At 73.6% G+C, this 26,085-nt stretch carries 22 protein-coding genes and 1 pseudogene; 8 read left to right on the top strand and 15 right to left on the bottom strand.

The features are described from left to right. Positions 1-2: 2 nt before the first annotated feature. From ABZ862_RS13775 to ABZ862_RS13760, 4 genes and pseudogenes are all read right to left on the bottom strand, one after another. On the bottom strand, positions 3-854 hold the full coding sequence (locus ABZ862_RS13775; protein WP_360956738.1) for an ABC transporter permease: 852 nt from the start codon (positions 852-854) through the stop codon (positions 3-5). After that, the gene (locus ABZ862_RS13770; protein ID WP_360956736.1) at positions 851-1,798 is read right to left on the bottom strand and encodes an ATP-binding cassette domain-containing protein; all 948 of its coding nucleotides are present in this window, start codon (positions 1,796-1,798) and stop codon (positions 851-853) included. Before ABZ862_RS13770 ends, ABZ862_RS13775 begins: the two co-directional genes overlap by 4 nt. A gap of 156 nt (positions 1,799-1,954) precedes the next feature. Continuing rightward, positions 1,955-3,013 (bottom strand): annotated as a pseudogene (locus ABZ862_RS13765) (M23 family metallopeptidase); the annotation flags it as partial. Between the two features lie 672 nt (positions 3,014-3,685). Beyond that, positions 3,686-4,138: a MerR family transcriptional regulator gene (locus ABZ862_RS13760; protein ID WP_360956734.1), complete on the bottom strand. Its 453-nt coding sequence runs from the start codon at positions 4,136-4,138 to the stop codon at positions 3,686-3,688. 118 nt (positions 4,139-4,256) lie between these two features. Between ABZ862_RS13760 and ABZ862_RS13755 the strand changes: the two genes are divergently transcribed. Further along, positions 4,257-5,330, top strand: coding sequence for an alkene reductase (locus ABZ862_RS13755; RefSeq protein WP_360956732.1), 1,074 nt, complete (start codon positions 4,257-4,259; stop codon positions 5,328-5,330). Positions 5,331-5,364: 34 nt separating this feature from the next. On the opposite strand, the gene ABZ862_RS13750 is transcribed toward ABZ862_RS13755, so the two are convergent. After that, a complete protein-coding gene (locus ABZ862_RS13750; RefSeq protein WP_360957342.1) occupies positions 5,365-6,036 on the bottom strand; it encodes a DUF6629 family protein in 672 nt (223 codons plus the stop codon). A gap of 191 nt (positions 6,037-6,227) precedes the next feature. Between ABZ862_RS13750 and ABZ862_RS13745 the strand changes: the two genes are divergently transcribed. Next, positions 6,228-6,443 (top strand): DUF4177 domain-containing protein, encoded by a 216-nt coding sequence (locus tag ABZ862_RS13745; RefSeq protein ID WP_360956730.1) that lies wholly within the window; start codon positions 6,228-6,230, stop codon positions 6,441-6,443. A gap of 70 nt (positions 6,444-6,513) precedes the next feature. Here ABZ862_RS13745 and ABZ862_RS13740 read toward each other — a convergent pair whose 3' ends face one another. The 3 genes from ABZ862_RS13740 to ABZ862_RS13730 all read right to left on the bottom strand — a co-directional run bounded on the left by ABZ862_RS13740 (position 6,514) and on the right by ABZ862_RS13730 (position 8,538). Beyond that, positions 6,514-7,335 (bottom strand): SAM-dependent methyltransferase, encoded by an 822-nt coding sequence (locus ABZ862_RS13740; RefSeq protein ID WP_360956728.1) that lies wholly within the window; start codon positions 7,333-7,335, stop codon positions 6,514-6,516. 82 nt (positions 7,336-7,417) lie between these two features. Next, complete coding sequence (locus ABZ862_RS13735; protein ID WP_360956726.1) at positions 7,418-7,669, bottom strand: DUF397 domain-containing protein; 252 nt, start codon at positions 7,667-7,669, stop codon at positions 7,418-7,420. Next, positions 7,666-8,538, bottom strand: a complete 873-nt coding sequence (locus ABZ862_RS13730; RefSeq protein WP_360956724.1) for a helix-turn-helix transcriptional regulator — start codon at positions 8,536-8,538, stop codon at positions 7,666-7,668. Before ABZ862_RS13730 ends, ABZ862_RS13735 begins: the two co-directional genes overlap by 4 nt. A gap of 322 nt (positions 8,539-8,860) precedes the next feature. Between ABZ862_RS13730 and ABZ862_RS13725 the strand changes: the two genes are divergently transcribed. Both ABZ862_RS13725 and ABZ862_RS13720 read left to right on the top strand, forming a co-directional pair. After that, a complete protein-coding gene (locus ABZ862_RS13725) occupies positions 8,861-9,322 on the top strand; it encodes an ATP-binding protein (RefSeq protein ID WP_360956722.1) in 462 nt (153 codons plus the stop codon). A 274-nt stretch (positions 9,323-9,596) separates the two neighbouring features. Further along, on the top strand, positions 9,597-11,522 hold the full coding sequence (locus ABZ862_RS13720) for a cellulase family glycosylhydrolase (protein WP_360956720.1): 1,926 nt from the start codon (positions 9,597-9,599) through the stop codon (positions 11,520-11,522). A gap of 77 nt (positions 11,523-11,599) precedes the next feature. Here the strand turns inward: ABZ862_RS13720 and ABZ862_RS13715 are convergent, their stop codons facing one another. Then, entirely contained in the window at positions 11,600-14,131 is a 2,532-nt protein-coding gene (locus ABZ862_RS13715; RefSeq protein ID WP_360956718.1) for a SpoIIE family protein phosphatase, read from the bottom strand. A 136-nt stretch (positions 14,132-14,267) separates the two neighbouring features. Here ABZ862_RS13715 and ABZ862_RS13710 point away from each other — a divergent pair, with 136 nt between their 5' ends. Next, positions 14,268-14,771, top strand: coding sequence for a hypothetical protein (locus tag ABZ862_RS13710; protein ID WP_360956716.1), 504 nt, complete (start codon positions 14,268-14,270; stop codon positions 14,769-14,771). Between the two features lie 59 nt (positions 14,772-14,830). Here ABZ862_RS13710 and ABZ862_RS13705 read toward each other — a convergent pair whose 3' ends face one another. From ABZ862_RS13705 to ABZ862_RS13685, 5 genes are all read right to left on the bottom strand, one after another. Further along, entirely contained in the window at positions 14,831-15,937 is a 1,107-nt protein-coding gene (locus ABZ862_RS13705; protein ID WP_360956714.1) for an FAD-dependent oxidoreductase, read from the bottom strand. 197 nt (positions 15,938-16,134) lie between these two features. Further along, entirely contained in the window at positions 16,135-17,283 is a 1,149-nt protein-coding gene (locus tag ABZ862_RS13700; RefSeq protein WP_360956712.1) for an XdhC/CoxI family protein, read from the bottom strand. After that, a complete protein-coding gene (locus ABZ862_RS13695; RefSeq protein WP_360956710.1) occupies positions 17,276-19,399 on the bottom strand; it encodes a xanthine dehydrogenase family protein molybdopterin-binding subunit in 2,124 nt (707 codons plus the stop codon). The genes ABZ862_RS13700 and ABZ862_RS13695 overlap by 8 nt, the downstream gene beginning before the upstream one ends. Then, positions 19,396-20,406 (bottom strand): xanthine dehydrogenase family protein subunit M, encoded by a 1,011-nt coding sequence (locus ABZ862_RS13690; protein WP_360956708.1) that lies wholly within the window; start codon positions 20,404-20,406, stop codon positions 19,396-19,398. The genes ABZ862_RS13695 and ABZ862_RS13690 overlap by 4 nt, the downstream gene beginning before the upstream one ends. Further along, entirely contained in the window at positions 20,403-20,981 is a 579-nt protein-coding gene (locus ABZ862_RS13685) for a 2Fe-2S iron-sulfur cluster-binding protein (RefSeq protein ID WP_360956706.1), read from the bottom strand. Before ABZ862_RS13685 ends, ABZ862_RS13690 begins: the two co-directional genes overlap by 4 nt. 280 nt (positions 20,982-21,261) lie before the next feature. Between ABZ862_RS13685 and ABZ862_RS13680 the strand changes: the two genes are divergently transcribed. Next, positions 21,262-21,843 carry a TetR/AcrR family transcriptional regulator gene (locus tag ABZ862_RS13680; protein WP_360956704.1) on the top strand — a complete coding sequence of 194 codons (582 nt, stop codon included), beginning with the start codon at positions 21,262-21,264 and terminating at the stop codon, positions 21,841-21,843. A 109-nt stretch (positions 21,844-21,952) separates the two neighbouring features. Here ABZ862_RS13680 and ABZ862_RS13675 read toward each other — a convergent pair whose 3' ends face one another. After that, positions 21,953-23,824, bottom strand: a complete 1,872-nt coding sequence (locus tag ABZ862_RS13675; protein ID WP_360956702.1) for a M1 family aminopeptidase — start codon at positions 23,822-23,824, stop codon at positions 21,953-21,955. A gap of 288 nt (positions 23,825-24,112) precedes the next feature. Here ABZ862_RS13675 and ABZ862_RS13670 point away from each other — a divergent pair, with 288 nt between their 5' ends. Both ABZ862_RS13670 and ABZ862_RS13665 read left to right on the top strand, forming a co-directional pair. Beyond that, on the top strand, positions 24,113-24,868 hold the full coding sequence (locus ABZ862_RS13670; protein WP_360956700.1) for a DUF2071 domain-containing protein: 756 nt from the start codon (positions 24,113-24,115) through the stop codon (positions 24,866-24,868). Positions 24,869-25,054: 186 nt separating this feature from the next. Next, complete coding sequence (locus ABZ862_RS13665) at positions 25,055-26,029, top strand: YhjD/YihY/BrkB family envelope integrity protein (protein ID WP_360957339.1); 975 nt, start codon at positions 25,055-25,057, stop codon at positions 26,027-26,029. Positions 26,030-26,085 lie beyond the last annotated feature (56 nt).

Genomic DNA, 26,085 nt, shown 5'->3' with positions numbered 1-26,085 from the left:
GCTCAGGCGTCGGTGCGCACCATCCGGTAGGCCGCGCCGCCGAGTGCGAGGGCCGTCCAGGCGAGCAGGGTCAGCAGCCCCGCGCCGGGTGACAGGGTGGTGGAGTCGTGGGTGAGGGCGAACATCGCCTCGCCCGCGTTGCTCGGCAGGTAGGGGCTGATGTCGTCCTGCCAGGAGCTCGGCAGCAGCGAGATCAGGCCGGGGATCAGCATCAGGGCGGCGACCAGGACGGAGATGCCGCCCGCCACCGAGCGGAGCAGCGCGCCGAGGGCCGTGCCGATGACGCCGACGAGGCCGAGGTAGAGTCCGGCACCCAGCAGGCTGCGGACGACGCCCGCGTGCGAGAAGCCCAGCGCGGCGGGGGTGCCGTCGACGATGCCGTGGGCGAAGAGGAAGACGGCGAACGAACCGGCGGTCGCGACGACGACCGTGACGAGTCCGAAGACGGCCGCCTTGGACCACAGCACCGGCAGCCGGCGCGGCACCGCGGCCAGCGTGGAGCGGATCATCCCGGTGGAGTACTCCCCCGCGGTGACGAGGACGCCGAGGACGCCGAGGGCGAGCTGGGCGAAGTTGGTGCCGAAGAGGGAGAGGCTGACGGCGGTCTGGGCGGCGAAGTCCCTCCGCAGGGTGCCGTCGCCGTAGCCGGACTTGTAGCGGGCGGCGGCGATCATGCCGAAGGCCAGCAGGAAGAGCAGGCCGAGGCCGAGGGTGATCCAGCTGGAGCGCAGCGACCAGAACTTGGCCCATTCCGAGCGCAGCACGCGGGGTCCGGTCACCTTGCAGACGGGTCGGGGAGGGCCCTGCCGGTCCCCGTCGGGGCGGGTCTCCTGGGCGGTGGTCAGTGAGGTCATGCCGCGCTCCCGACGGTCTCGGCGGTCCCGGCGCCGTTGGTGGAGCCGTGGTATTCCACCGCGTCCCTGGTGAGGTCCATGAACGCCTGTTCCAGGGACACGGTGTGCGGGGTCAGCTCGAACAGGGCGATGCCGTGTTCCGCGGCCCTCAGCCCGATCTCGCGGGCGGACAGGCCGGTCACCTGGAGCTCCTCGGCACCCACCTGCCCGGTGACGCCGACACCGGGGCCCAAGAGGACCTCCCGCAGCCGCGCGGGGTCGGCGGTGACCACCCGTACGGTGTCGCCGCCCGCCTCGGCGACGAGGTCCCGCACCGTGGTGTCGGCGAGCAGCCGGCCCCGGCCGACGATGATCAGATGGTCGGCGACCAGGGCCATCTCGGTCATCAGATGCGACGAGACGAACACCGTACGGCCCTGGGCCGCGAGCGAGGTGAGCAGCGTGCGGATCCACAGCACGCCCTCCGGGTCGAGCCCGTTGACCGGCTCGTCCAGCATCACCGTGGCCGGGTCGCCGAGCAGCGCGGCCGCGATGCCGAGCCGCTGGCCCATACCGAGGGAGAAGGCCCCGGCGCGTTTCTTGGCCACGCTGCCGAGACCCGCGAGCTCGATCACCTCGTCGACGCGGCGCAGCGGGATGCCGTGGGTCAGGGCGAGCGCCTTGAGGTGCTGGTACGCGGAGCGGCCCGGGTGGACGGACCTGGCCTCCAGCAGCGCGCCGACCTCCTGGAGCGGTGCCCGGTGCTCGGCGTAGCGGCGGCCGCCGACCGTCACGGAGCCGCTCGTGGGGGCGTCCAGGCCGACGATCATGCGCATCGTGGTGGACTTGCCGGCGCCGTTGGGGCCGAGGAAGCCGGTCACCGTGCCGGGCCTCACCGTGAAGTCCAGCCGGTCCACGGCGGTCTTCTCCCCGTACCTCTTCGTCAGCTGCCTGGCCTCGATCATGCGGGTGCCTTCCGTCGGCGTACGGCTCACGGCGCCCGGCGGACGCCTCACCTGCCACGTTAGGCACCGGACCGGCCCAAAACGGTCGTACCCCGGGTTGATCCACGCCTCAGCGTGTCGTACCGCGGTACCACGCGGACGGCGGGCGGCCCGGTGTCAGGTGCCGCTCTTGACGCCCAGCCAGGGCAGGGGGTCGTTGTAGGCGCCGTCGTAGATCACCTCGAAGTGGAGGTGGGGGCCGGTGGACAGGCCGGTGGAGCCGGCGAGCCCGACCGGTGTGCCGGCCCGGACGCTCTGGCCCGTGGTGACCTGGAGGGCGGACAGATGGCTGTACGTCGTCTGCAGCGGCTTGCCCGCGAGGGTGCCGTGGTCGACGACGACGCGGTTGCCGTAGGCCTTGGTGAACGCCGCGAACACCACGCGGCCCTCGCGGGCGGCGTAGACCTGGGTGCCCTGGGTCGCGGCGAAGTCGACGCCCGTGTGCAGTTTGGTGACACCGGTCAGCGGGTGCTTGCGGGTGCCGAACGGCGAGGTGACGGTGAGACCGCCGGCCAGCGGCGCGGAGAGCACCGCGCCCGCGGGGGCGACCGGGGCCGCGCTCCCGGCGGCCGCGGCGGCCTGGTCGAACGCCTTGTAGCGCGGCAGAAGGGCCTTCACCTCGGAGACGTACGTGCTCGCCCCGGCGGGGACGCGGCCGGCCCCGGTCACGGCGTCCGTACCGGTCGCGTAGGCGGCGAGGGTCAGGTCGACGAGGTCACCGTTGATCCGCCCCTCCGTCCTGAGGCCGGTGACCTTCGCGGCGAGGGAGCAGTCCTGTCTGCCCAGCGCGGTGATGGCGTCCGCCGGTTCGGCGGGCGAGGAGTGTCCGTCGCCGTCGGCGTCCTTGCCCCAGGTCTTCCATCCGGCGGCGGAGAAGGCGGCGATGCCCTCCTGCCCGGACGGCGTCGCCGTCGCCTCCTTCCACCCGGAGAGCTGGTCGATCTGGGCGGCCAGCAGCGACGGCGTGACCACGCTGCAGCCGTCCGCGGCCTTGCGCAGCCAGGGGAGGTAGCTCTCGGCCGCCGACGCGGCGTCATCGTGCCGCGGCCCGGAGTCCTGCGCCCAGTCCGGCGGGAAACCACCGTTCAGCGCCATGAACCCGGCGACACCGGGGAGGGCGATGAGGCAGGGGACGACGAGAAGGGTGACGGGCCCGGGCCCCCGGCGCCTGGGACGCAGAACGGGGATGCCGGTACCGCGGTCGCCGCCCGGGTCCGCCGGGAGCGCGGCGGGTGGCTCCGCGGGGTCCGCCGGGGGCGCATCGCCGGGATCCGCCGGGTGCTGCGGGGCACCGGCGGCGGACCGCGCCGCGTCGGGGTCAGGCGCGTGCGCGTCGACGGCGTGCGCCTCGGCAACGGAAGAGCCGTCCCCGCCCCCGGGCCGCCGGACGCCGGCCGCACGGGGCCGGGCGCGCACGGGCCCGCCGGACGGCAGCCGCGGCCCCGTGTCCGCGGTGCCGTCGGCGGGCGGGTGGTGGGTGGGGGTGTCGGCCGGTGGCCGGGGGCCGGGCAGCGGGACGCCCGGGCCGGACAGGTGGCCGGGGGTCCGGCGCGCCGCGGCGGTGGGCGTCGCGGGTCGGCCGGGGGTGAGGGGGGCGGGGTCCGCTGTCGGCGGGATCGCGCGCGTGTCGTCGTTCACCGGGCCGGGTCCACCGGGGTGCCGGACGGGCCGGCGTGCCGTTCCGCGGCTGGTGTCGACGGCCTGCGGGGGCGGAAGTCGTTCCTCACGCGCGAAGGCTAACGAGGCGGTCGGCCGTTGTCGCCGGCCGCCGGGGCACGGTCCGCTGCCCTCAGGGGCCGTCCGGCGGATCACCCCGGAGGAGCGGACGGACCCCCGGCCGTGCCGTCGTCACCTGCCGGTTCCGCCGCGGCTGCACGCACCGACCGCCGCCCGCCCGGGCCGACGGGTCCCGTCGGTCTCCTCCGGCCCGTCCGCCGGAAAGGCCGGCCTGTGCCGGTGGGCCCGGTTGGTGGCGATCAGGGTGTCGAGCGCGTCCCTGGCCCGCTGGAGTTCGGCGATGTGCTCGGACAGGCGGGCGCGTTCCTCGATCATGCGCTGCTGTGCGGCGTCCGAGGTGTCCTCGCCCGGGTCGTCGACGCAGGGCAGCAGTTCGGCGATGGTCCTGCTGGACAGTCCCGCCGCGTACATGCGCTGGAGGAACGCGACGCGTTCCGCCTCGGCCGGTGTGTAGTGCCGCTGCCCGCCGGGGCTGCGGGTGCTGGTGAGCAGCCCCTGCTGCTCGTAGTAGCGCAGCGATCTGACGCTCACCCCGGTCCGCGCCGCGAGTTCCCCGATCCGCATCCGGCCGCTCTCTCCCCTGTGACGTGGCCCACAACCACTTGCCCCTGACATTCGTGTCAGGTTTTAGCGTAACCGTGTGTCCGGACGACGGGCACGCGGATGACGAGGAGTTCCCCGGATGAAGACCCTGTTCGACAGCCATGCGCTCGGCGGCCTCACCCTGCCCAACCGGGTGGTGATGGCTCCGATGACCCGGGTCAGGGCGGCGGCGGACGGACTGGCGACGCCGTCGATGGCCACGTACTACGCGCAGCGGGCGACCGCCGGACTGATCGTCAGCGAGGGGGTGCAGCCGAGCCTGATCGGGCAGTCCAATCCGGGCACCCCGGGTCTGTACACGGACGGACAGGTCGCCTCCTGGCGGCCGGTGACCGCCGCCGTGCATGCGAACGGCGGCCGGATCTTCGCCCAGATCATGCACGGCGGACGGGTCTCGCACCCCGACACCACCGGGCTGCGGCCCGTCGGCCCCTCCGAGGTCCCCGCCACCGGCGAGGTGTTCACCCCGGCCGGTATGCGGCCCGCGCCCGTGCCGCGCGCCCTGGCCACCGAGGAGGTGGGCGAGCACGCCCGGTCCTACGCCGACGCCGCCCGCCGGGCCGTGGACGCCGGGTTCGACGGTGTGGAGCTGCACGGCGCGAACGGTTATCTCATCTCGCAGTTCCTGTCCTCGAACGCCAATCTGCGCACCGACCGCTACGGCGGTCCGGTCACCGGCCGGATCCGGTTCGCCGTGGAGGCCGTGTCCGCGACCGTGGACGCGATCGGTGCCGCCAGGACCGGCATCCGCCTCTCCCCCGGCGGAGGCTTCTGGGGTGTCGAGGAGAGCGACGTGCCCGGGCTGTACGCCGCGCTGCTCGCCGAACTCGCCCCGCTCGGCCTGGCGTACATCCACCTGGAGGCGACCAGCGAGGAGGAGGTGCTGACCGGACTGCGCCGGGCCTGGCCGGGCACCCTGATCATGAACCCGGTGCAGCCGATGGGACCCAAGCAGACCGGGCGGGTCGAGGCCGATCACTGGCTCGGTCTCGGCGCCGACCTGATCAGCTTCGGGCGCGCGTTCATCGCCAACCCCGATCTGGTCGAGCGGCTGCGGATCGCGGCACCGCTCGCGCCGGTCGACGACGCGACGTACTTCCAGGGCGGCGACACGGGATATCTGACGTACCCGGCGTACCAGCACACCGCCTGACGGACGTCTGCCGTCCGCCGGCGGACGGCCGTCGTCACGCACCCCCGGCGGACCGCCGTCGTGGCGGCCCGCCGGCGGACCGCGGCCGCGGTGCGGACCGGCGCACCGTACGGGCCCGGCCCAGGAGCACCACCGAGCACAGCGCCGCGACCGCGCACCACGTCGACACGAACTCCAGCCGCCACAGCGCCCAGCAGACCGCCGCGCCCACGGCGGCCAGCACGCCCAGGACGACCAGCGGCCGTTCCCCGGACAGCAGCAGCGAGCCGGCCGTGGCGAACAGATAGCCCGCGGTGAGCAGGGCCGCGTGGGGCAGGGCGAAGACGTAGCCGACGGTGTGGCCGCGGATCTCGGCGGTCACCGGGCCGGTGGCGATGCGGCAGGCGAGGACGGCGGCGGTCACGACGCCCGCGGCGAGCGGGAGGAGGAGCACGGGCCGGGCGCGGCCGGGGACGGCGCAGAGCACGGCCGCCGGGACCCACAGGGCCAGCAGGGGCAGCGCCACGACGGCCCAGGCGACGACGGCGGGTCCGCTGCCGCCGCCCGCGTGCCAGACGGCCGCCTCCGTGAGCTGGTGGGCACCGAGCAGCAACGGCAGTGCGGCCAGCGGGAGTCGGCGCAGGTCACGGACCTGCGCCACACAGGCCGCGCCGACCGCCGAGATCCCGGCGCCCGCCACGAGATCGGCCGTCGCGCTCCAGCACATCACACCCCCAGGGGGTCGCGGCCGGCGGTGCGTGCTTCCGTCCCGCACCACGCTACGCGGCGTACCGCGCACGGGCCGCCGTGACCTCGGGCGCCGGAGATGATTGGCTGGGCGCGAGCACGTCACGCGCGCACCTCACGCGCGCACGCACCACCGCCCGCACGGGCCGATCCGCAGGAGGAATCACCGCGATGAGCAGCGCCTACACCTACGAGTACAAGGTCGCCACCTTCCGGGAGTCGCTGATCGGCGACGCGCTGGACAGCGACAAGCTGGAGAAGGTCCTCAACAAGCACGCGGAGGACGGCTGGGCCCTCAAGGCGATCACCTCCGCCGACGTGAAGGGCCGTATCGGTCCCGGCGCGGTCGAGGGTCTGCTGCTGACCTTCGAGCGGCCGCGCGCCTGACCGCCCGGCTGCGGTGCATTGTCCTCCCGTGGCCGCCGGACGGCGGCCACGGGAGGTCCCCGCCCCCGCACTATGGCTTGATGCCCACCCCGGTCCACAGGCTGACCTGGGCGTCCGTGAGGTCCTTCGCCCGGGCCTCGGTCTCGTCGTCGGGGCGCCAGCGGTGGCCCACGGAGACACCGGGGTCGAGCAGTTCGAGGCCGTCGAAGAAGCGGGCGACCTCGTCCTGGGTGCGGAACCGCACCGGCGTGCCGGCCTCCGTGTAGATGTCGGTGATCTTGTGCCAGGTCGACGGGTCGAAGTCGGCCGTGCCGTGACTGAGCGCGAGCGCGCTGCCGGAGGGCAGCGCGGCGAGCAGGCGGCCGACGAGGCCGTACGGGTCCTGCGCGTCGGTGACGAAGTGCATCAGGGCGTTCAGGGACAGCGCCACGGGCCGGTCCAGGTCGAGCACCTGAGCGAGTTCGGGGCCGTCCAGCAGGGCCTCGGGGTCGTTCACGTCCGCCTCGATGTACATCGTGCGGCCCTGCGCGGTGCTGCGCATCAGGCGCTCGGCGTACTTGAGGACGAGCGGATCGTTGTCGGCGTAGACCACGCGCGCCTCGGGGGCCACGGACTGGGCGACCTGGTGGAGGTTCGGCTCGGTGGGGATGCCCGTGCCGATGTCGAGCCACTGCCGGATGCCGTGCTCCCGGGCGAGGACCCTGGTCGCGCGGTGCATGAAGGCGCGGTTCTCCCGGGCGCACAGGAACACCGACGGGAAGGCCTCGGCGACCGTCGAGGCGGCCCTGGCATCGACCTCGAAGTGGTCCTTGCCGCCGAGGTAGTAGTCGTACATCCGGGCGGAGTGCGGCCTGCTGGTGTCGAGGTCCCGCGCGGCGTGGGTACTGCTCATCATCTCCCCTTCGGTGGTGTGCGTCGGTGTGCCGGGCAGGCCGCGGCCGGGGCCGGCACGGTCCTTCCCGCTCGTGTGCGGTTCAGCCGGCCGTCAGGTGATCGGCCAGTCCCTGTTTGACTCCCAGGACGAACGCCCTGATCTCCTCCGGCGTGTAGATCAGCGCCGGGCCCGCCGGGTCGGTCGACTGGCGCAGGGCCACCCTGCCGTCGGCGAGCTGCTTCGTCTCCACGCACTGACCTCCGTTGGGCCCGCTCCACGGGCACTCCCAGCCCTGCTCGCCGAGTTCCGAGGCGGGCATCCCGTTGTAGAACCGGGCGTCGGTGGTGGTCATGAGTACTCCTTGCGCATGCGGTCAAGAAGCGCCCTGCTGTCCGCGGCCGAGGTCAGCAGCGACATACGGTTGTGGGCCTCGAGGTGGGCGGCGACGTCGGCGCGCTCGTCCAGGTACATGGAGGCGGACAGGATCTCGCTGTAGACGATGTCGGGCAGCTCCGGCTCCTCGAACCGGAAATAGGTGAACGGGGCGCAGGCCCCGACATGGGCGCCGGCGGTGAACGGGACGACGTCCACGCTGACGTGGCCGAGTTCCGAGACCTCGAGGAGCCGGTCGATCTGCTCCCGCATGATCTCGGGGCCGCCCACCACCCGGTGCAGCACGGCCTCCTCCATGACCACCCACAGCGTGGGCGCGTCCGCCCTCTCCAGCAGGCCCTGGCGGCGCAGCCGGGCCGCGACCCGGCGCTCCAGCTCCTCCTCGTCGCCGTTCGGGAAGCCGCCGCGCAGTACGGCGCGCGCGTACCCGTACGTCTGGAGCAGGCCGGTGACGTAGTGGGGCTCGTAGGTGCGTAAGGTCTTGGCGCCCGTCTCGAGACTGACGTACGCGGTGAACCAGTTGGGGAGCACGTCGCGGTACGCGTGCCACCAGCCGGGCTCGTTGGCCCGTTCGGCCAGCGCGACGAACTCGTCGATCTCCTGCTGCCCGGCCCCGTAGGTCTGCAACAGCTTCTCCACGTACAGGGGCTTGAGGCCGACCTCCGCCTTCTCCAGACGGCGGATGGTCAGAGGCTTCACCCGCAGGGCCCGGGCCGCGTCCTCCAGCGAGGCCCCCGCGTTCACCCGCATGTCCTGCAGTCGCCGGCCGAGGATCATGCGCAGCACCGTGGGAGCACTCGTACCGGCGCCCGAGCGAGCCTCGTTCACACCCATACCTCCTGAGTGACCGTCAACGGTGCGATTGTGGCAGTGACTTGATGATGGCACCAGTCCGATACCGGCGCGCTGAAATTATCAGGGAGTCGGTTGCACCGTGAACTCACCAACGAGCATGATGACTTCGTGAGCGATCCCACCGAGCGCACGCATCACCCGTGTCACACGCCGCACACCCAGCGGAACCGCCGCGCTCACTCGCCCGACCCGTGAGGGGCATCCCCCTCACACGCCTGCCGGAGAAGGACCACTCCCCTCCTTCGTCACGCGTCACCCTCCCCCTGCGCCCCTCGCTCGACGGAAGGCGATCACCGTGACCCCCCACACCGCTTCGGCCCACGGCCTCTTGACCCCGGCCGGTCCGCGCCGTTCCCGCTGGCTCGACCTGCCCACCCACCGGGCGAGCGTGAAGATCGCCCGTGACGTGGTGCGGGAGCAGCTGTTCGCCTGGCGCCAGGCCGGGGACCTGTGCACCGACGCGGTCCTGCTGATCTCGGAACTGGCGACCAACGCGGTGCTGCACGCCCGGGGCGGGCGCATGCTGTGCGGGGTGGAACTGCTCACGGACGCCCAGTTACGCGTCGAGGTGCACGACGAGAACTCCGGGGAGCAGCACGGCGAGCTCGGTCTGCCGGCCCGGCGCTTCCCCGCCTCGCACGCCGAGAACGGGCGTGGTCTGCTGCTCGTCCAGCAGATCGCCGACGCCTGGGGAGTGACCCGCTCCACCCGCACCACGGGCAACGCGGTGTGGGCCGCCCTGCACACCGGCGTCTGAGGTCCGCGTCCCCGGCGGTCCTTTCCGGCCGGGGTCGCCGGCGGCACCGGGACCGGCATCGCCCGGCGCGCCGGGGCAGTACGGGAGCGGGAAAGCAGCGGTGCGGTTGAAGCCGCGCGGGAGCGGGAAACCAGCAGGGCGGGACCAGACCTGCCGCATCACCCGCATCACCCGCGCCGCCCGGATCACCGGTTCACCGCGTCCGGATCATCCGCCGTCCCGTGCGCTCCGCTCTCTCCTGCCGGGAAAGACCTCCCTCCTGCCGAGGAAAACGATGCCGAAGTCCACGATTGTCAAGTACCTGACATTCTGGGCGATGCTGCTGCTGTGGGCCACGGCGCCCGCGGCCGTGGCCGCCCCGGCACCGCGGGCCGCCCCGCCCGCCGTACATGCCGCCACCACCACCGCCACCGCCACCGCCCGGACCTGGCAGCCCCCGCTGTCCACCCGCGGACGTTACATCGTCGACGCGAACGGCGACCGGTTCCGGCTGAAGTCGGCCAACTGGGACGGCGCGCAGGGGTCCTGGACGGGCAGCGGCAGCGAGTCGGACGACACCCAGCACCACGCGGGGCAGAACTCGCACGGCATCCCGCTGGGCCTGGACCGGGCACCGCTCTCCCGGCTGATGTCGGACTTCCGTGAACTCGGCATCAACAGCGTCCGGTTGCCGTTCTCCAACGCGATGATCCACGCGACGGCGGCGGTGCCCGACTCCGCCGTGGCCGCCAATCCGCAGCTGCGCGGCGACACCCCGCTCCAGGTCTTCGACGCGGTCGTCACGGCGCTGTCCGACGCCGGGTTCGCCGTCATCCTCAACAACCACACCAACACCTCCCGCTGGTGCTGCGGGGTGGACGGCAACGAGCGCTGGAACAGCAGCCAGACCACCCAGCAGTGGGCGGACGACTGGGTGTTCATGGCCCGCCGGTACGCGGGCGACCCGGGCGTGGTGGGCGCCGACCTGTACAACGAGGTCCGCCGCGACGTCCTCGACGACCCCAACTGGGGTGCGGGGGACGCCCATGACTGGTTCGCCGCCGCACAGCTCGCCGGCGACCGCATCCTCACCGAGGCGAACCCGAACCTCCTGATCGTCATCGAGGGCATCAACTGGACCGGGCTGCCCGTGGACGGCCTCCCGCACGGCCGCCCGATGCTCACCCCCGCGGGCACCCTCTCGCACACCCTGGTCGACTCCCGCAAACTGGTCTACTCCGCCCACTTCTACGGCTACACCGGCCCGAACCACTCCGGCGCCACCGGGATCGGCGAGACCCACGACGCCCGCTACCAGGACCTCAGCCGCACCGACCTCTACCAGGCCCTGTACGACGAGGCGTTCTTCGTCGAGGACGGCGGCAGGCACTACACCGCGCCGGTGTGGATCAGCGAGTTCGGCATCGGCGCCGGGGAGACCGGCACCGCGGCCCGCACCTGGTTCGGCAACATCACCGACTACTTCGCCGACCACGACACCGACTTCGCCTACTGGCCGCTGGTCGGCTGGGAGGGCCACGACGACTGGGCCCTGCTCCGCTACGACGAACAGGGCGGCCGGCACGGCCTGCTAGACGACTCCGACTGGCGCCGCACCGCCTGGGACCACCTGATGACCGCGCCCGCCCTGACGGGCCCCGTGCCCGCGACCCCGGTGTGGCGGATGCTGAACACCGACCACGGCGACTTTGTCCAGTCGCTGCGGGTGCGCGCCCAGGGCGACTGGGACTCCGGCGCCTCCAAGGCGGTCTGTCCCGACGGACTGCGGCTGACCGGGCTCGGCCACACCTCCGGCCGGGGCCTGTGCACCGACGCCACGGCGGGCGACCTGCGGGCGAGCGGCACCGGCCAGGTGGTCGTCACCGACGAGCGCTACGTCCCCTCCGGCGGCGACTGGGCCTCCGGGTACACCAAGCTCCAGTGCCCGGCCGGTGACTTCCTCATCGGCTACAGCCACCGCGGTACGCGCACCTCGGCGGCCCTGTGCGTGCCGGCCCGCGTCACCCTGGGCGGCACCTCGCGCACGGTGTGGTTCGACCGCTCCGACAACCGGCCCTCCGACGCCTCGGGCGGCGACTTCGCCACCCAGGACTACAAGGGCCAGTGCGGGGACGGGGAGTACGCCGCGGGCATCGCCTTCACCACCCGGTTCGCCGCCTACCCCGGCCCGGACGCCCTGCTGTGCCGCACCCTGCCGTGACGTCCTGACCGCCGTCGGGCGCGCGACCGGCCCGGTCCTCGGCCCGCGCGCTCGCCGCGCGGGCCGAGGACCGGGTGCTAGTCCAGTTCCTGTTCCGCCCAGATGATCTTCCCGCCGCCCGGTGTGTAGCGGGCGCCCCAGCGGCGGGTGAGCTGGGCCACGAGGAACAGGCCGCGGCCGCCCTCGTCCGTGCTGCGGGCGTGTCTGAGCCGGGGCGCGGTGCTGCTGGAGTCGGCGACCTCGCAGGTCAGCCGGGAGTCGCGCAGCAGCCGCAGCCGGATGGGCGGGGTGGCGTGCCGCATCGCGTTGGTGACCAGCTCGCTCACGATCAGCTCCGTGGTCATGGCCAGGTCGTGCAGTCCCCACTCCGCCAGCTGACGGGTGGTACGGGCCCGGAGTTCCGCCACGGCGGCCGGGTCGACGGGCACCTCCCAGGACACCACCCGGTCGGCGCCGAGGGCGTGGGTGCGGGTCAGCAGGAAGGCGACGTCGTCGGAGCGGATCAGGGGCACGAGCTGCCGCACGGCGGTCGTGCACAGGTCCGCCAGGCCGGCGGCGGGCCGGGACAGCACCTCGCCGAGCCGGGCCATGCCGGACTCGATGTCGCCGTCGGGTCCCTCGACCAGACCGTCGGTGTAGAGCCCGAGGAGACTGTGCTCGGGGAGTTCGATCTCGCAGGACTCGAAGGCCATCCCGCCCAGGCCGAGCGGGGGTCCGGCGGGCGGCTCGGGGAAGGAGACCTGCCCGCCGGGAGTGACGACGACGGGGGGCGGGTGGCCCGCCCGGGCCATGGTGCACCGCCGGGTCACCGGGTCGTAGACGGCGTACAGACAGGTCGCCCCGAGGAAACCGGCGGTGCTCTGCCGGCCCTCCTCGACGTCGGTCTCCTCCTCGCTCAGCCGCAGCACCAGGTCGTCGAGGTGCGCCAGCAGTTCGTCCGGGGGCAGCTCCATGTCGGCGAGGGTCTGCACGGCGGTGCGCAGCCGTCCCATGGTCGCCGCGGCGGCGATGCCGTGGCCGACCACGTCGCCGACGACCAGGCCGACGCGGGCACCGGACAGCGGGATCACGTCGAACCAGTCGCCCCCGACCCCGCCCGTGGCGTCCGCGGGCAGATAGGAGGAGGCCGCCTCCAGGGCCGTACCGCCGGCCAGCGCCTGCGGCAGCAGGCTCCGCTGGAGCGTGACGGCCGCGGTGTGCTCACGGGTGTAGCGGCGGGCGTTGTCCACGCACAGGGCGGCCCGCGCCACCAGTTCCTGGGCGGCCAGCACGTCGTCGGACCCGTAGGACACGGGGTTGGCGGACCGGGCGAACGTGGTCAGCCCGAGCGTGGTGTTCCGGGCCCGCATCGGTACGGAGATGAGGGAGTGCAGTCCGAGCTCGCGGACCCGCGCGGCGGTCGCGGGCTGCCGGCCGGCCCACGTCCCGTCGTCCGGGTCGAGCACCGGGACGAGGACCGGCCCGCCGCCGGTCAGCAGGTCCACGCCGAGCCGCGGGGGCAGGAGGTCGGCCCGTTCACCGGTCCGCGCGCAGCCCTCCGGCAGGACCTCGTGCACACAGCGCAGAGCCGCGCGGCGCAGCACCGGCCGTACCGGCTCCGGCACCGCCCCGGCCGGCCGGTCGCCGAGCCCGCCCGTGTCCAGGACGGGTTCGAGCAGGTCGACGACGACGAAGTCGGCGAACCGGGGTACGGCGAAGTCGGCGAGTTCCTGCGCGGTGCGCAGCACGTCCAGGGTGGTGCCGATGGCGGCGCCGGCCTCGTTGATCAGGGTCAGCAGGGTGCGGGCGGCCCACCGCTCGGTGACGTCGAGGACCATGTAACAGATACCGGTGACGGTGTCATCGGCGCCGAGCAGCGGGAAGAAGGACGACGAGTAGGCGCGCCGCCGGTGCGGGTCGGCCCAGCTCCAGCCCAGGTACTCGTAGTCGGTGACCGGGTTCCCGGTCGCCAGGACCTTGCGCATCAGCCCCTCGAGGGTGTCGGCCTGGAGTCCCGGCAGCAGATCGCTCAGCCGGCGCCCCAGCCGCTGTTCCCTGGGCACGCCGCCGAAGCGCTCGAGGGTGTCGTTGAGCCACACGTACCGCAGCTCCGGGTCCATCACGGCCATGCCCACCGGGGAGCGGGTCAGGAAGCCGTCCAGGACGGACTGGCCCATGGTCCACCGCGGGCGCCGCTCGCGCGCCGAGACCAGGAAGCACTCCCGGGCGCCGGACGGCTGGGCGACGCGGAAGGAGGCCGACACCCGCAGGTCGGCGTCGACACTGCGGCCGTCCCGGTGCCGCAGCGGGACGAGACCGCTCCAGCCCATCCCGGCGCGGCACCGTTCCACGATGCCGGCCACCCGGACCGGGTCCCCGGCGGTGGCCAGCAGCCGCCCGGCGGACCGGCCCACGACCTCGGGCGCCGGACGGCCGAGGAGGGTTTCGGCCGCACGGGTCCAGCCGATCACCGTGCCGTCCGCGGCCAGCAGCGCCGTGGCGTCGGTGGACGCGTCGAACAGTTCGCCGGGCACGACGGCCGGGGGCCCGCCCGCACCGGGCACGCCGGGTGCGGGTGCTTCGGGCCCGGCCGCCGCGGGCGCTTCGGGGTCGTGGTGCGAAGAATCCATCGATTCCATCCTTTACACCACGATGCCCCTTCGCGCCCGTCCGGGAATTATCTGGAGGCCGCCTCCTGTTCTTGTCGGGGAGGACAGCTCACGTGGACAGCGGCACGGGAGACGACGGCGGAACGAGGTGGCGGCGATGATCACGACGAGCCCGATGACCGAGGACCCGGTGACCGCCCTCGCCGTGCCGTCCGCGCCGGGGACGGCGGCCGTACCGGCCTCCCCGGCTCCGGCGCGCCCCGACGGGGACGAACGGCGCAGGCGGCGCGTCGTGGAGCTGCTGGCGCTCTCCGTGCTCGGTCTGATCCCCTGGACGGTGCTGATGGCGCTGACCCTGCCGTCCGACTACCGGGTCCACCAGTGGCGCACCGCCTGGGTGGGCTTCGACATCCTGCTGCTGACGGCCGCCGGGGCGACGGCGCTGCTGGCCCGCAAGCGGCACGGCGGCGCCGTGATGGCCGCGCTGGCCACGGCGGTGCTGCTGGTGTGCGACGCCTGGTTCGACGTGTCGCTCGACTTCGGCACCCCGGCGGTCTGGGCGTCCGCCGCGCTCGCCGTGTTCGTGGAGCTGCCGCTGGCCGCCTTCCTCACCTACCGCGCCCACACCCTGCTCCGGCTGCACTGGGCACCGCGGCAGTAGCCCGTCCGCTGCCGCCCGGGGCCGGCGGTCCGCCCCCTGGGCCCGGCCGTCCGTGCGGGTCAGTCCGTGGCGTAGTTGAGCTGGCGTCTGACGTAGGGGGTCATCAGGGTGCGGGCCTTCGCCAGGGTGGAGGTGCGGGTGCCCAGGATCGCGGTGTCGCCGCCGGGCACCGGGAGCATCGTCAGCCCGTCGGCGGAGCCGAACGGGACGATCATCGGGGTCCGGTGGAACGCCCGGTACAGGCGGAGGTCCCGGCGGTGCCGGCCCGGACTCTGCAGATGGTCGCGGATGTTGTGGGCGGCGAGGTCCGCCTGGGCCAGTGCGGCGGGCGTGATCTTGAGGTCGGTGGCGTCGTTGACGTCGCCGATCGCGAACACGTCCGAGCGGCCCTCGACGCGCAGGGTGCGGTCGACCTTGATGTGCCCGGACGCGGTCAGCCAGTCGCCGAGTCCCGCCATGCGCAGCCAGAACGTGTTGGGGGTCGTGCCGGTCGCCCAGTACGACAGGTCGGCCTCGAGGACCTTGCCCCGGGCGTCGCGGTAGGTGCCGAACTCGCTGCCCGGGGACATGAAGGAGTCGAGCCGCACCGTCACGCCGTGCGACTCCAGCCATGCGCGGGCCCGCCGGCCGGCCGCGGCGCTGCCCGTGGCGTGCATCAGCTCCGCACCCGAGTGGGCGAGCGTCACCCGCGCGTCGGGCCTGGCCAGACGTATCTCCGCGCTGAGTTCGACGCCGGACGGCCCGCCGCCGACGACGAGGACGTGCTCGGCCGCGGAGATCTTCTTCTGGTGCAGGGCGAACGACTGCATCGCCTCCTCGGCCGTGGTCCCGGCGAAGCGGGCGGGTTCGGGGTAGTCGGCGCCGGTGGCGATGACCAGCACGTCGTACGGGAGCCGTTCGCCGGAGCCGAGCACGACCTCACGTCCGGCCGTGTCGATGCGGACCGCCTTGCCGACGGCCACCCGCCCGTTCTGCAGCAGCCGGTCGTACGGGATGAGCGGGGTCACCGTCCACTCCGGGCGCACTCCCGCGCGCAGGGAGGCGATGCGGTGGAAGAAGATCTCCTTGCGGTCCACCAGGGTGACCCGGGTCGCCGTGTCCAGCCGCTTCGCCAGACGGACACCCGCGTATCCGCCGCCTATCACCACAACTTCGCCGTCGCGCAAGCCGAGTCTCCATCGCCTGTGGGGGGGTCGGGCGTGACTCGGCCGTCGGGCGACGCCGTCGTCACTCGCCTGGCGGTGAGCGTAGCGCCTGCGTCCGGCCCGGGACCCCGTGCCCCGCAAACCGGTCCCGGGACAACGGAGTCGCCCGGCCCCCCGACGACGGTCGGGGGGCCGGCGGCGGGCGGCCCGGGACGCGGTCAGGCCGCCGTGGCGTCCCCCGGCCGCGGTGGCCAGCCGTCCCGGTGGATCGGCGTGCCGGACCGGGTGAGCGGGACACCCGTGCCGCCGCGCCGTACGGCGACGATCTCCGCGGCGATGGACACGGCCGTCTCCTCCGGGGTGAGGGCACCGAGATCCAGCCCGATCGGCGACCTGAGCCGCGCCAGCTCCCCTTCCGTCAGCCCCGCTCCACGCAGCCGCCGTTCACGGTCGGCATGCGTGCGGCGGGAGCCCATGGCGCCGACGAACGCCACGGGCAGCCGCAGGGCGACCGCCAGCAGGGGTACGTCGAACTTGGCGTCGTGGGTGAGTACGCACAGCACGCTGCGCGCGTCGGTCGCGGTGCGCCGCAGATAGCGGTGCGGCCAGTCGACCACCACCTCGTCCGCCTCGGGGAAGCGGGCCGCGGTGGCGAAGACGGGACGCGCGTCGCACACGGTCACGTGGTGGCCGAGGAACTTGCCCGCCCGCACCAGCGCCGCCGCGAAGTCGATCGCCCCGAAGACGATCATGCGGGGCGGCGGCTGGCTGGACTCCACGAGCAGGGTCAGCCCGCCGGGACAGCGGGCGCCGTCCTCCGAGAGCTCGACGGTGCCGGTGCGGCCCGTCTCCAGCAGGGCACGGGCCTCGGCCGCCGCCGTCCGGTCCAGCACGGCCGCGCCGCCCAGGCCGCCCTCCCGGGACCCGTCGGGCCGGACGAGCAGGGCGGTGCCGAGCAGTGCGGCCGGGCCGCGGACGACCCGGGCCACGGCCACCGGGACGCCCGCTCCGGCATCCGCCAGGGCCGCCCGCAGCACAGCCCTGGCGGGCGAGTCGGCTCCGACCGGCATGACCATCACATCGAGGACCCCGCCGCAGGTCAGGCCCACGGCGAAGGCGTCCTCGTCGCTGTAGCCGAAGCGCTCGACGACGGTCCTGCCGTCGTCCAGCGCCGCCCGGCACAGCTCGTACACGGCGCCCTCGACACAGCCGCCGGAGACCGAGCCGACGACCGTGCCGTCCGTGTCGACGGCGAGTGCGGCCCCGGGGCCGCGCGGCGCGCTGCCGCCCACGGCGACGACCGTGGCGAGGGCGAAGGTGCGGCCCTCGGCCAGCCAGCGCCGCAGGTCGGCGGCGATGTCAAGCACCGGGGGCCGCCGTCAGGACACGGTCGGGCCGGATCGGGAGGCTGCGGTGCCGTGCACCGGTGGCGTGCCAGACCGCGTTGGCGACGGCCGCGGCGGCGCCCACGGTGCCGACCTCGCCGATGCCCCGGATGCCGATCGGGTCGTCCGGGTCCGGGGCGTCGACCCAGTCGGCCTCGATGTGCGGCACGTCGGCGTGGCTGGCGACGTGATAACCCGCGAGGTCGGCGCCGACCAGCCCGCCGGTGGCCCGGTCGCGGACCGCCTCCTCGTGCAGGGCCATGGACAGGCCCCAGATCATGCCGCCCACCAGCTGGCCGCGCGCGGTGAGGGGGTTGACGATGCGGCCGGCCGCGAAGATGCCCAGCATGCGCCGCACCCGCACCTCACCGGTCGCGGTGTCGACGGCGACCTCCGCGAACTGCGCCCCGAAGGAGTGCCGTTCGCGCTGGGCGAGCGCCCCGACGGCCTCGCTGGTGTCCGACCGCACGGTGATCCCCTCGGCGGGGATCTCCTCACCCGTGACGATCCGCTCACGCAGTTCCCGGCCGGCCTCGATGACCGCCCAGGCCCAGGAGCGGGTGCCCGCGGAGCCGCCCGCGATCATCGCGAAACCGAAGTCGCTGTCCCCGATACGGACCTCCACCCGGTCCGGGGTCACACCCAGCGCGTCGGCGGCTACCAGGGTGAGCGCGGTCCGGGCACCGGTGCCGATGTCGGCGGCGGTGATCCGGACCGTGAAGGTGCCGTCCGGCCAGGCCGTCGCCGCGGCCGTGGAGGGCATCGCCATGGCCGGGAAGGAGGCGGCGGCGGTGCCGGTGCCCAGCAGCCAGCGGCCGTCCCGGCGCACTCCGGGGCGCGGGTCGCGGTCCGCCCAGCCGAACCTGCGGGCGCCCTCCTCGAAGCAGCCCCGCAGATTGCGTCCGGCGTAGGGGAGCCCGGAGACCGGGCCCGTCTCGGGTTCGTTGCGCAGCCGCAGCTCGACGGGGTCGACGCCGCACCGCTCGGCGAGTTCGTCCATGGCCGCTTCCAGGGCGAACGAGCCCGGGGCCTCGCCCGGCGCGCGCATCCAGGTCGGGCTGGGCACGTCGAGCCGGACGACCCGGTTGGCCGTGCGGTGGGCGTCGGCGTCGTACATCACCCGGGCCGGTCCCGCGGCGGGCTCGACGAACTCGTACACGGTGGAGGTGGCGCTGAGGGAGCTGTGCTCCAGCGCGCGCAGCCGTCCGCCGGCATCGGCGCCGAGCCTGACCCGCTGCACGGTGGGGCTGCGGTACCCGGCCAGCGAGAACATCTGACGGCGGGTCATGACGACGCGCACCGGCCGCTGGAGGTGGGTCGCGGCCATCACGGCGGCGACCTGGTGGGCGCGTACGCCCTTGCTGCCGAAGCCGCCGCCGACGTGCTCGGAGCGGACGTGCACGGCGCCGGGGTCGAGGGAGAAGAGGCCCGCGAGTTCGCCGACCACCCAGCCGGCGCCCTGGTTGGAGTCGATCACCTCCAGCCGTCCGCCGTCCCAGTGGGCGGTGGCGGCGTGCGGCTCCATCGGGTTGTGGTGCTCTTCGGGGGTGGTGTACTCGGCGTCCACGACGAAGGCGGACGCGGCGAGCCGGTCCTCGAGGCTGCCCTTCTCCGTCTCGCCGGGCATATGGCCGCTCAGCGTGTAGGCGGCCGGATGGCCGGGCACCAACTCGACGTCGTGAGGCTCCTCTTCGTAGCGCACGACGAGCGACTCGGCTGCCTCGCGGGCCTGTTCGGAGGTCTCGGCGACGACCAGGGCGACCGGCCAGCCGAGGCTGGGTACCCGGTCGTGCTGGAAGAGGGCGCACGTCGGGTCGGGAGGCGTGCCGAGCATGCTGGTGTAATCGGTGTTCAGGTGGGGGGCGCTGCGGTGGTCCAGCACGGCGAGCACGCCCGGCATGGCGAGCACCGGCCCGGAGTCGATCGCGCCGATGCGGCCCTTGGCGACGGTGGACAGCACCAGCCAGCCGTAGGCCAGTTCGGCGAAGGGCACCTCGCCCGCGTAACGGGCGGCGCCGGTGACCTTGTCGACCCCCTCGACCCGGATGTGGGCGGTGCCGACGGCGCCGGTCACGCGGTGTTCGGCGGTCGTGGTCATCGTACGGACTCCTCGGACTCCTGGGCGTTTCCGGTGAGTCGGCCGAGGACGGCGACGACGAGGTTGCTCATCAGGGGCACCTTGTAGCGGTTGTGGGGCAGCGGGCGGGCCGCGGCGAGTTCGGCGTCGGCGGCGGCGCGGAAGGCGGCCTCACCGGCCGGCTCGCCGATCAGCGCCTGTTCCGCCGTGCGGGCCCGCCAGGGCCGGGAGGCCACGGCTCCGAAGGCGAGCCGTACGTCGTGCACCACGCCGTCCCGGACGTCGAGCGCGGCGGCGACCGAGCCGATGGCGAAGGCGTACGAGGCCCGTTCGCGCACCTTGCGGTAGTGGGAGTTGGCCGCGAAGGGTGCCGGGGGCAGGGTGACGGCGGTGATCAGGGCGCCGGGCGGCAGCGCGGTCTCGCGGTGCGGGGTGTCGCCGACGGGGAGGTAGAGGTCGGCGATCGGGACCTCGCCCGGTCCGCCGGCACTCTCGTAGTGGACGACGGCGTCGAACGCGGTCAGGGCGACGCCCATGTCGGAGGGGTGGGTCGCCACACAGTGTCCGGAGGCGCCGAGCACGGCGTGGTTGTGGTGCTCCCCCTCGATCGCGGGACAACCGCTGCCCGGGACCCGCTTGTTGCACGGCCGCGTGATGTCGGCGAAGTAGGCGCAACGGGTGCGCTGGAGCAGATTGCCGCCGACGGTGGCCATGTTGCGCAGCTGCCCGGAGGCACCGGCGAGGACGGCCTGGGTCAGCGCCGGGTAGCGGCGCCTGACCTCGGGATGGACGGCGAGGTCGCTGTTGGTGACGGTGGCGCCGATGCGCAGTCCGCCGTCCGGGGTGGACTCCACCCGGTCTAAGGGCAGTTCGCGGACGTCGACGAGGCTGCCCGGTCGTTCCACGCCGGTCTTCATCAGGTCGACGAGGTTGGTGCCGCCCGCGAGGAAGCGCGCGCCGGGATCGGCGTCGAGCAGGGCGAGGGCGCCAAAGACGTCGGTGGCGCGCCGGTAGGCGAACTCCTTCACGCGGCCGCTCCCTCGGGCGCGGCGGCGGTGGCGCCGGCCTGCTCCGCGGCGGCGCGGGAGACCGCCTCGACGATCTGCACATAGGCGCTGCACCGGCACAGATTGCCGCTCATCCGCTCCCGGATCTCCTCGGCGGTGAGGTCCGGCACCCCGGCCTCGGGGCGGACGTCACCGGTGACGGCGCTCGGCCAGCCCGCGGCGTGCTCCTCGAGCACGGCGACGGCCGAACAGATCTGGCCCGGCGTGCAGTAGCCGCACTGGTAGCCGTCCAGTTCGAGGAACGCCTGCTGCACCGGGTGGAGTTGCTCGCCCCGGGCGAGTCCTTCGACGGTGGTGATCTCCCGTCCTTCGGCCGCCACGGCGAGCTGGAGGCAGGACACGGCCCGCCGGCCGTCGATCAGTACGGTGCAGGCACCGCACTGGCCCTGGTCGCAGCCCTTCTTGGTGCCGGTCAGGTCGAGCCGCTCGCGCAGCGCGTCGAGCAGGGTGGTGCGGTGGTCGACGGTCAGCGGGTGCTTCTCGCCGTTGATGTGCAGGGTGATGGCGCTGGACGCCTGCGAGGGCGCTTGAGCCATGGTCGGCCTTCTTTCACAGGTGCGGTGCGCGTCTGCGGGGGACGCGCCGACAAGCGGGAAGGACAGGAGGCGTACAGTGCACGCGGCTGTGTGTCGCAGCAGGTCACGCAGGTAGGGGGTGGCAGGACACGGGCAGCCGCGGTGTACGCGGGCATGTCGGCCGACGGCGTTCACCGGTATGATGAGCCGAAGCGGACAGCTGTCCGTTACCCGGGAGCGTAACGGACAGCTGTCCGCTCAGCAAGGGCCGGACCCTGACGAGGGCCCGGAAGGAGGACCCGTGGCGGAGAGACGTGGCGCGCCGCAGCGCTCGGACGCGCAGCGCAACCGTGAGCGCATCCTGGAAGTGGCGCTGGCCGAACTGACGTGCTGCGCCGAGACACCGCTGAGCGCGATCGCCAGGAAGGCCGGCGTCGGACAGGGCACGTTCTACCGCAACTTCCCGAACCGGGAAGCCCTGGTCCTGGAGATCTACCGCCACGAGACGCAGCAGGTGACCGCCGCCGCGGCCCAGTTGCTCGCCACCCGGGAGCCGGACCGGGCGCTGCGCGAGTGGATGGACCTGCTCGCCAGGTACGCCATGGCGAAGGCCGGTCTGGCCGAGGCGATGCGCCTGTCCACCAGCACCTTCCCCGGCCCGGCCAAGCCGGGCTACGCACAGCTGCTGGAGGCGCTCGAACTCCTGCTGCGGGCCAACGAGGAGGCGGGCACCGTCCGCCCCGGCGTGAGTGCGGACGACTTCATGCTGGCCATCGCCGGCCTCTGGCACATCGACCCGCGCGGTGACGACTGGGAGAGCCGGACGACCCGGCTCCTGGACTTCGTCATGGACGGACTGCGGGCGGGCGCGGCCGGGCGGTAGCCACCGGGCGGACGGCACGGACGGGCAACACAGCCGGGCAACACGGCCGGACGGCACGAGCGGGCCGCCGGAGCAGCGCGGCCCGTCCGTGTCGTGTCGGCCGCCCGGGTCAGCCGTCGATGCGGTGCGTGGTCCAGAACGAGGTCAGGTCCGTCGTGGTGGCGGCCTGCGCGGCGGCCTTGAACTCGGCCGTGGTCGAGACGCCGTACCAGTGCGAAGTGGCGTAGCTCTTGAGGAGGTTGGCCATCGCGGTGTCGCCGAGGACGCGCCGCAGATCGTGCAGGGCGCACTTGCCGTAGCCGTAGACCACGGTGGAGTACCGGGAGGAATGGGCGTCCCAGTAGGCCATGGAGTCGGTGATCGTCTCGGCCGACGACGCCCACGACACGCTGCTCCAGCAGCCGGTGCCGGTCTTGCCCTGGGCGAGATCGGTGGCGTAGTCGGTGAACGCCTCGTCCAGCCAGGGGCTGTTGTACTCGTCGTCGCCGACGATGCCGTACCACCACTGGTGGGCGATCTCATGGGTGAGCGCCGTGGTGCTGACCAGGTCGAGGACGAAGCCGGGGTACTCCATGCCGCCGAACCAGAAGTTGTTGTCGATGACGGCGTCCAGCTCGCCGTAGGGGTAGGCCCCGAAGCGGGCGGCGTGGGCGTCGACGGCGGACTCGGCGGTGCTGAGCATCGACTGGGCGCTGGAGGAGCTGATGCCGGACACGGAGTAGACGTTGACGGGGGTGCCCGCCGCGGAGGTGCCGGAGACCTTGCTGAACGGTCCAGCGGCCCAGGCGAAGTCGCGGACCTTGGCCGCGGTGGCCGTGGTGACGGTACGTCCGCTGGAGCCGGCGGTGTCGGCGGAGGTGCCGGTGGCCGGGACCAGGAGGCTCGTGGGGTGGTCGAGGGTCACCTTGAAGTCGGCGGCCAGGGAGTAGAACGACTCGCCGTTGTTGGTGTACGGGTCGAGGTGCCAGCCCGCCGCGTCCCGTACCGCGAGGACGGGAAGGGCGTTGCCGATCATGCTGAACGAGCCGTCGTAGCCGAACCGGTCGGCGCCGCTGGGCACGGTGATGCCGAGGTCGAAGCCGATCGTGGCGCTCTGGCCCTGTGCCAGCGGGCCGGGCAGGTCGATCCTCAGCGCGGTGCAGGCGACGGACAGGGCCCCCGCGGTGCCGCCGGTGACGTTGGTGACCGTGATCGGCGGGGCCGAGCAGGTGCCGTGGTAGTTGTCCCACAGCCGCAGATAGACCTCGCTGAGCGCGGTGGCGGCGGCGTTGGTGAAGGTGACGCTCTCATGACCGGTCCACACCGTGCCGGCGGTGTTGCTGCTGAGGCTCATGGTGTACGCCGGCGCGGACGGTGTCCGGGTGGCGTCGGCCGGCGGGGTGGTGGTGCCGTCGGCGGTGTCGAGCGCGATGTCGTCGAGGACGAAACTCGTCTGGAGGCTGGAGTCCTCGGTGCCGGTGAAGGCGACGCTCACGGTCTGCCCGGCGAACGAGGACACGTCGAAGGACTTCTGGACGTAGCCGGTGTTCCTGTCCAGGTTCGAGTACGTCGCGAGGGTGGTGCCGCCGATCTTCGCCGTGAGCTTGTCGTAGGCGGTCGACGAGGTCGTCTCGGCGGTGTCGATGTGCAGCCAGAAGGTGAGGGTGGCGGTGGCGCAGCCGGACGGGACGGTGACGCTCTGGGAGAGCGTGTCGGTGTGCGTGCCGCCGGTGCCGTCCAGCCAGGCGTAGGAGGAGCCGCCGTGCGCGCTCTGGCCGGTGCCGCTGGTGATCACCGTGGAGGCGGACTGGGTCCAGGGCGAGGTGCCGCTCTCGAAGCCGCCGTTGACGACGGACTGGGCCGGGGTGCAGGCGGCGGCCACCGGGGCGGCGGAACCGGCGGCGGGTTCGGCGGAGGCCGGGGTGCCGGGCAGGAAGACGGCGGCCAGCGCGGCGGCGACGAGCGCACCGGCGACGCGGGCCTTGTGGGGGGTCGGTCTCACACGTGACTCCTTTGTGGCGGCCGGGGATTCGGCCTGCTCGGTGGCCGTCCGCGCCGGCAGGGGTGCGCCGGTCGGGCGGCCGCGGTTCGCGCGAGGGCGGGTGAGCCGCCGTCGCACCCTCATGGGGTCAGGGGCGACGGCTCCGGGAAGCCTGCCAGATTTGACTGGGTCATGTCACGACCGCGACGGCAGCGGGACGCCGCGGCCCGCTCACCGCACTCCGCCGTCCACCGTCCGCCGGGGGTCGGTGAGCCGTACGCGGGCGTCTCCGTGCTACGACATCGCCTCATGGAGACCGAACCGATCACCCCGTCCACGCCCCGCCCCGTACGGCGCCCGACCTTCGTCCAGAACTGGCGCCGACTCACCTTCCTGCACTGGCCGGTGGCGCCGGAGGCGGTGGCCGGGATGCTGCCGCCGGGGACCCGCCCCGACACCCTCGACGGGCTCACCTACGTCGGCCTGGTGCCGTTCCAGATGCACCGGGTCGGTCTCGGGCCGGGTCCCGGGCTGCCGTATCTCGGCACGTTCTGCGAGACCAATGTGCGGCTGTACTCGGTGGACACGGAAGGCCGGCGCGGCGTGGTGTTCCGCTCCCTGGACGCGGCCCGGCTGCTCCCGGTGCTGGCGGGCAGGTTCGGCGTGGGGCTGCCGTACATCTGGTCGCGCATGCGGATGCGGCGGGACGGGGACGTGATCACGTACGAGTGCCGCCGCCGGGGCCGCTCGGGCCGCGGCGCGCACAGCACGGTACAGGTCCGGACCGGCGCCCCGGTCGGCGCCCCGTCCTCTCTGGAGCACTTCCTCACCGCCCGGTGGGGCCTGCACGTCTCCTGGCGGGGCCGCACGGTGCATCTGCCGAACGAGCACGCCCCGTGGCCCCTGTACCGGGCCGAACTCCTCGGCCTGGACGACACGCTGGTCCGGGCGGCGGGTCTGCCGCAGCCGCCCGGACCGCCGGTGAGCGTGCTGTACTCCCCCGGGGTCGCGGTCAGGTTCGGCGCGCCGTCCGTGCTGCCCGCGCCGCCGGCCGGTGACCGCTGACCCGCCGGCCCGCCCCGGAACGTGTCGCACGTACGGACCCACCGGCACGCTCCATTAGCCTCCATCTGTCCGGAAAGTGAAGATTCCCGCTCGCTGAAGATCCGCACTCACCGGGGATCCGGCGGACGGCCGGACGGACGGCACGACGGGCGGCACGACGGGCGGACGAGGGGGCGGCGGGTGGGCATGACGGCGGGCGGCAGGCGCGAACGCGCCCTGCGGACGGCGACGTTCTGGCTGCGGCCCGCCTTCGCGCTGCGGGTCCTGGGCCGGTTCCAGCGGATCGTGGGCTTCGACCGCTCGATGGCGCTGGCGTCCAGCGCCCTGACCGCGATCGTGCCCCTGACGGTGCTCATCGGCGTGGCGCTGGGCGGCCTCTGGGACCACGACGCCGCGGAGCGGATCATCGACCGCTACGGTCTGAAGGGGGAGGGCGCGGCGGCGGTCAGGGCCGCGCTGCCCACCACGACCGGCGAGAACGGCGCGGGTTTCGGCGTCTTCGGGGCCGTGTTCCTGATGATCTCCATGCTGAGCTTCGCGCGGGCGGCGCAGCGGTTGTTCGAACAGACCTGGGAACTGAGACCGCTGAGCGTGCGCAACTCACGCAACGGGCTGGGGTGGCTCCTGTCCCTGGGCGCGTACACGACCGTCAGCGGCTGGCTCTACACCGTGCTGGGCGGTGACGGGCCCGGTCTGGTCGCCGCCGCCGTCGAGGTGCCGCTGACGGCGGTGTTCCTCCTGTGGAGCGGCCGCCTGCTGTCCGCGAAACGCCTCACCGTCCGGGACCTGCTCCCGTTCGGCATCGCCGCGGCCGTCCTGTCGGGCGCGTACTCGGTGGCGGCGACGGTGTACCTCCCGCGCCTGTTCGACTCCTACGTCGGGCGCTACGGCACGGTGGGCGCCGTGTTCGCCATGATCTCGGCGCTGTTCGGGGCGATGCTCGTGATGGTCGGATCGGCGGCGCTGGGCCGGGAGATCCGCGACGAGCTCGACCGGATCGGCGCCGGTCTGCGCCCGTCGGAGGACGAGGTGCGCCGCGAGTGGTCGGCCTTCGTCGAACGGACCCGCTCCCACTGGTCCCGCCGGCGGACCTCGCGGCAGCGCTCGGGCCGGCGTCCGCCGGAACCCCCGGAGGCGCCGGAACCCCCGGCGCCCCGCTGACCGTCGTCCGTCCCGCACCCGCGCACCCGGCGTCCGGGCCGGTCCGTGCGGACCGG

Source organism: Streptomyces sp. NPDC047000, from assembly GCF_040644295.1.
Taxonomy (GTDB): Bacteria; Actinomycetota; Actinomycetes; order Streptomycetales; family Streptomycetaceae; genus Streptomyces.
Note: the sequence above shows the minus strand (reverse complement) of the source record. Positions and strands in the feature narration are given on the sequence as shown.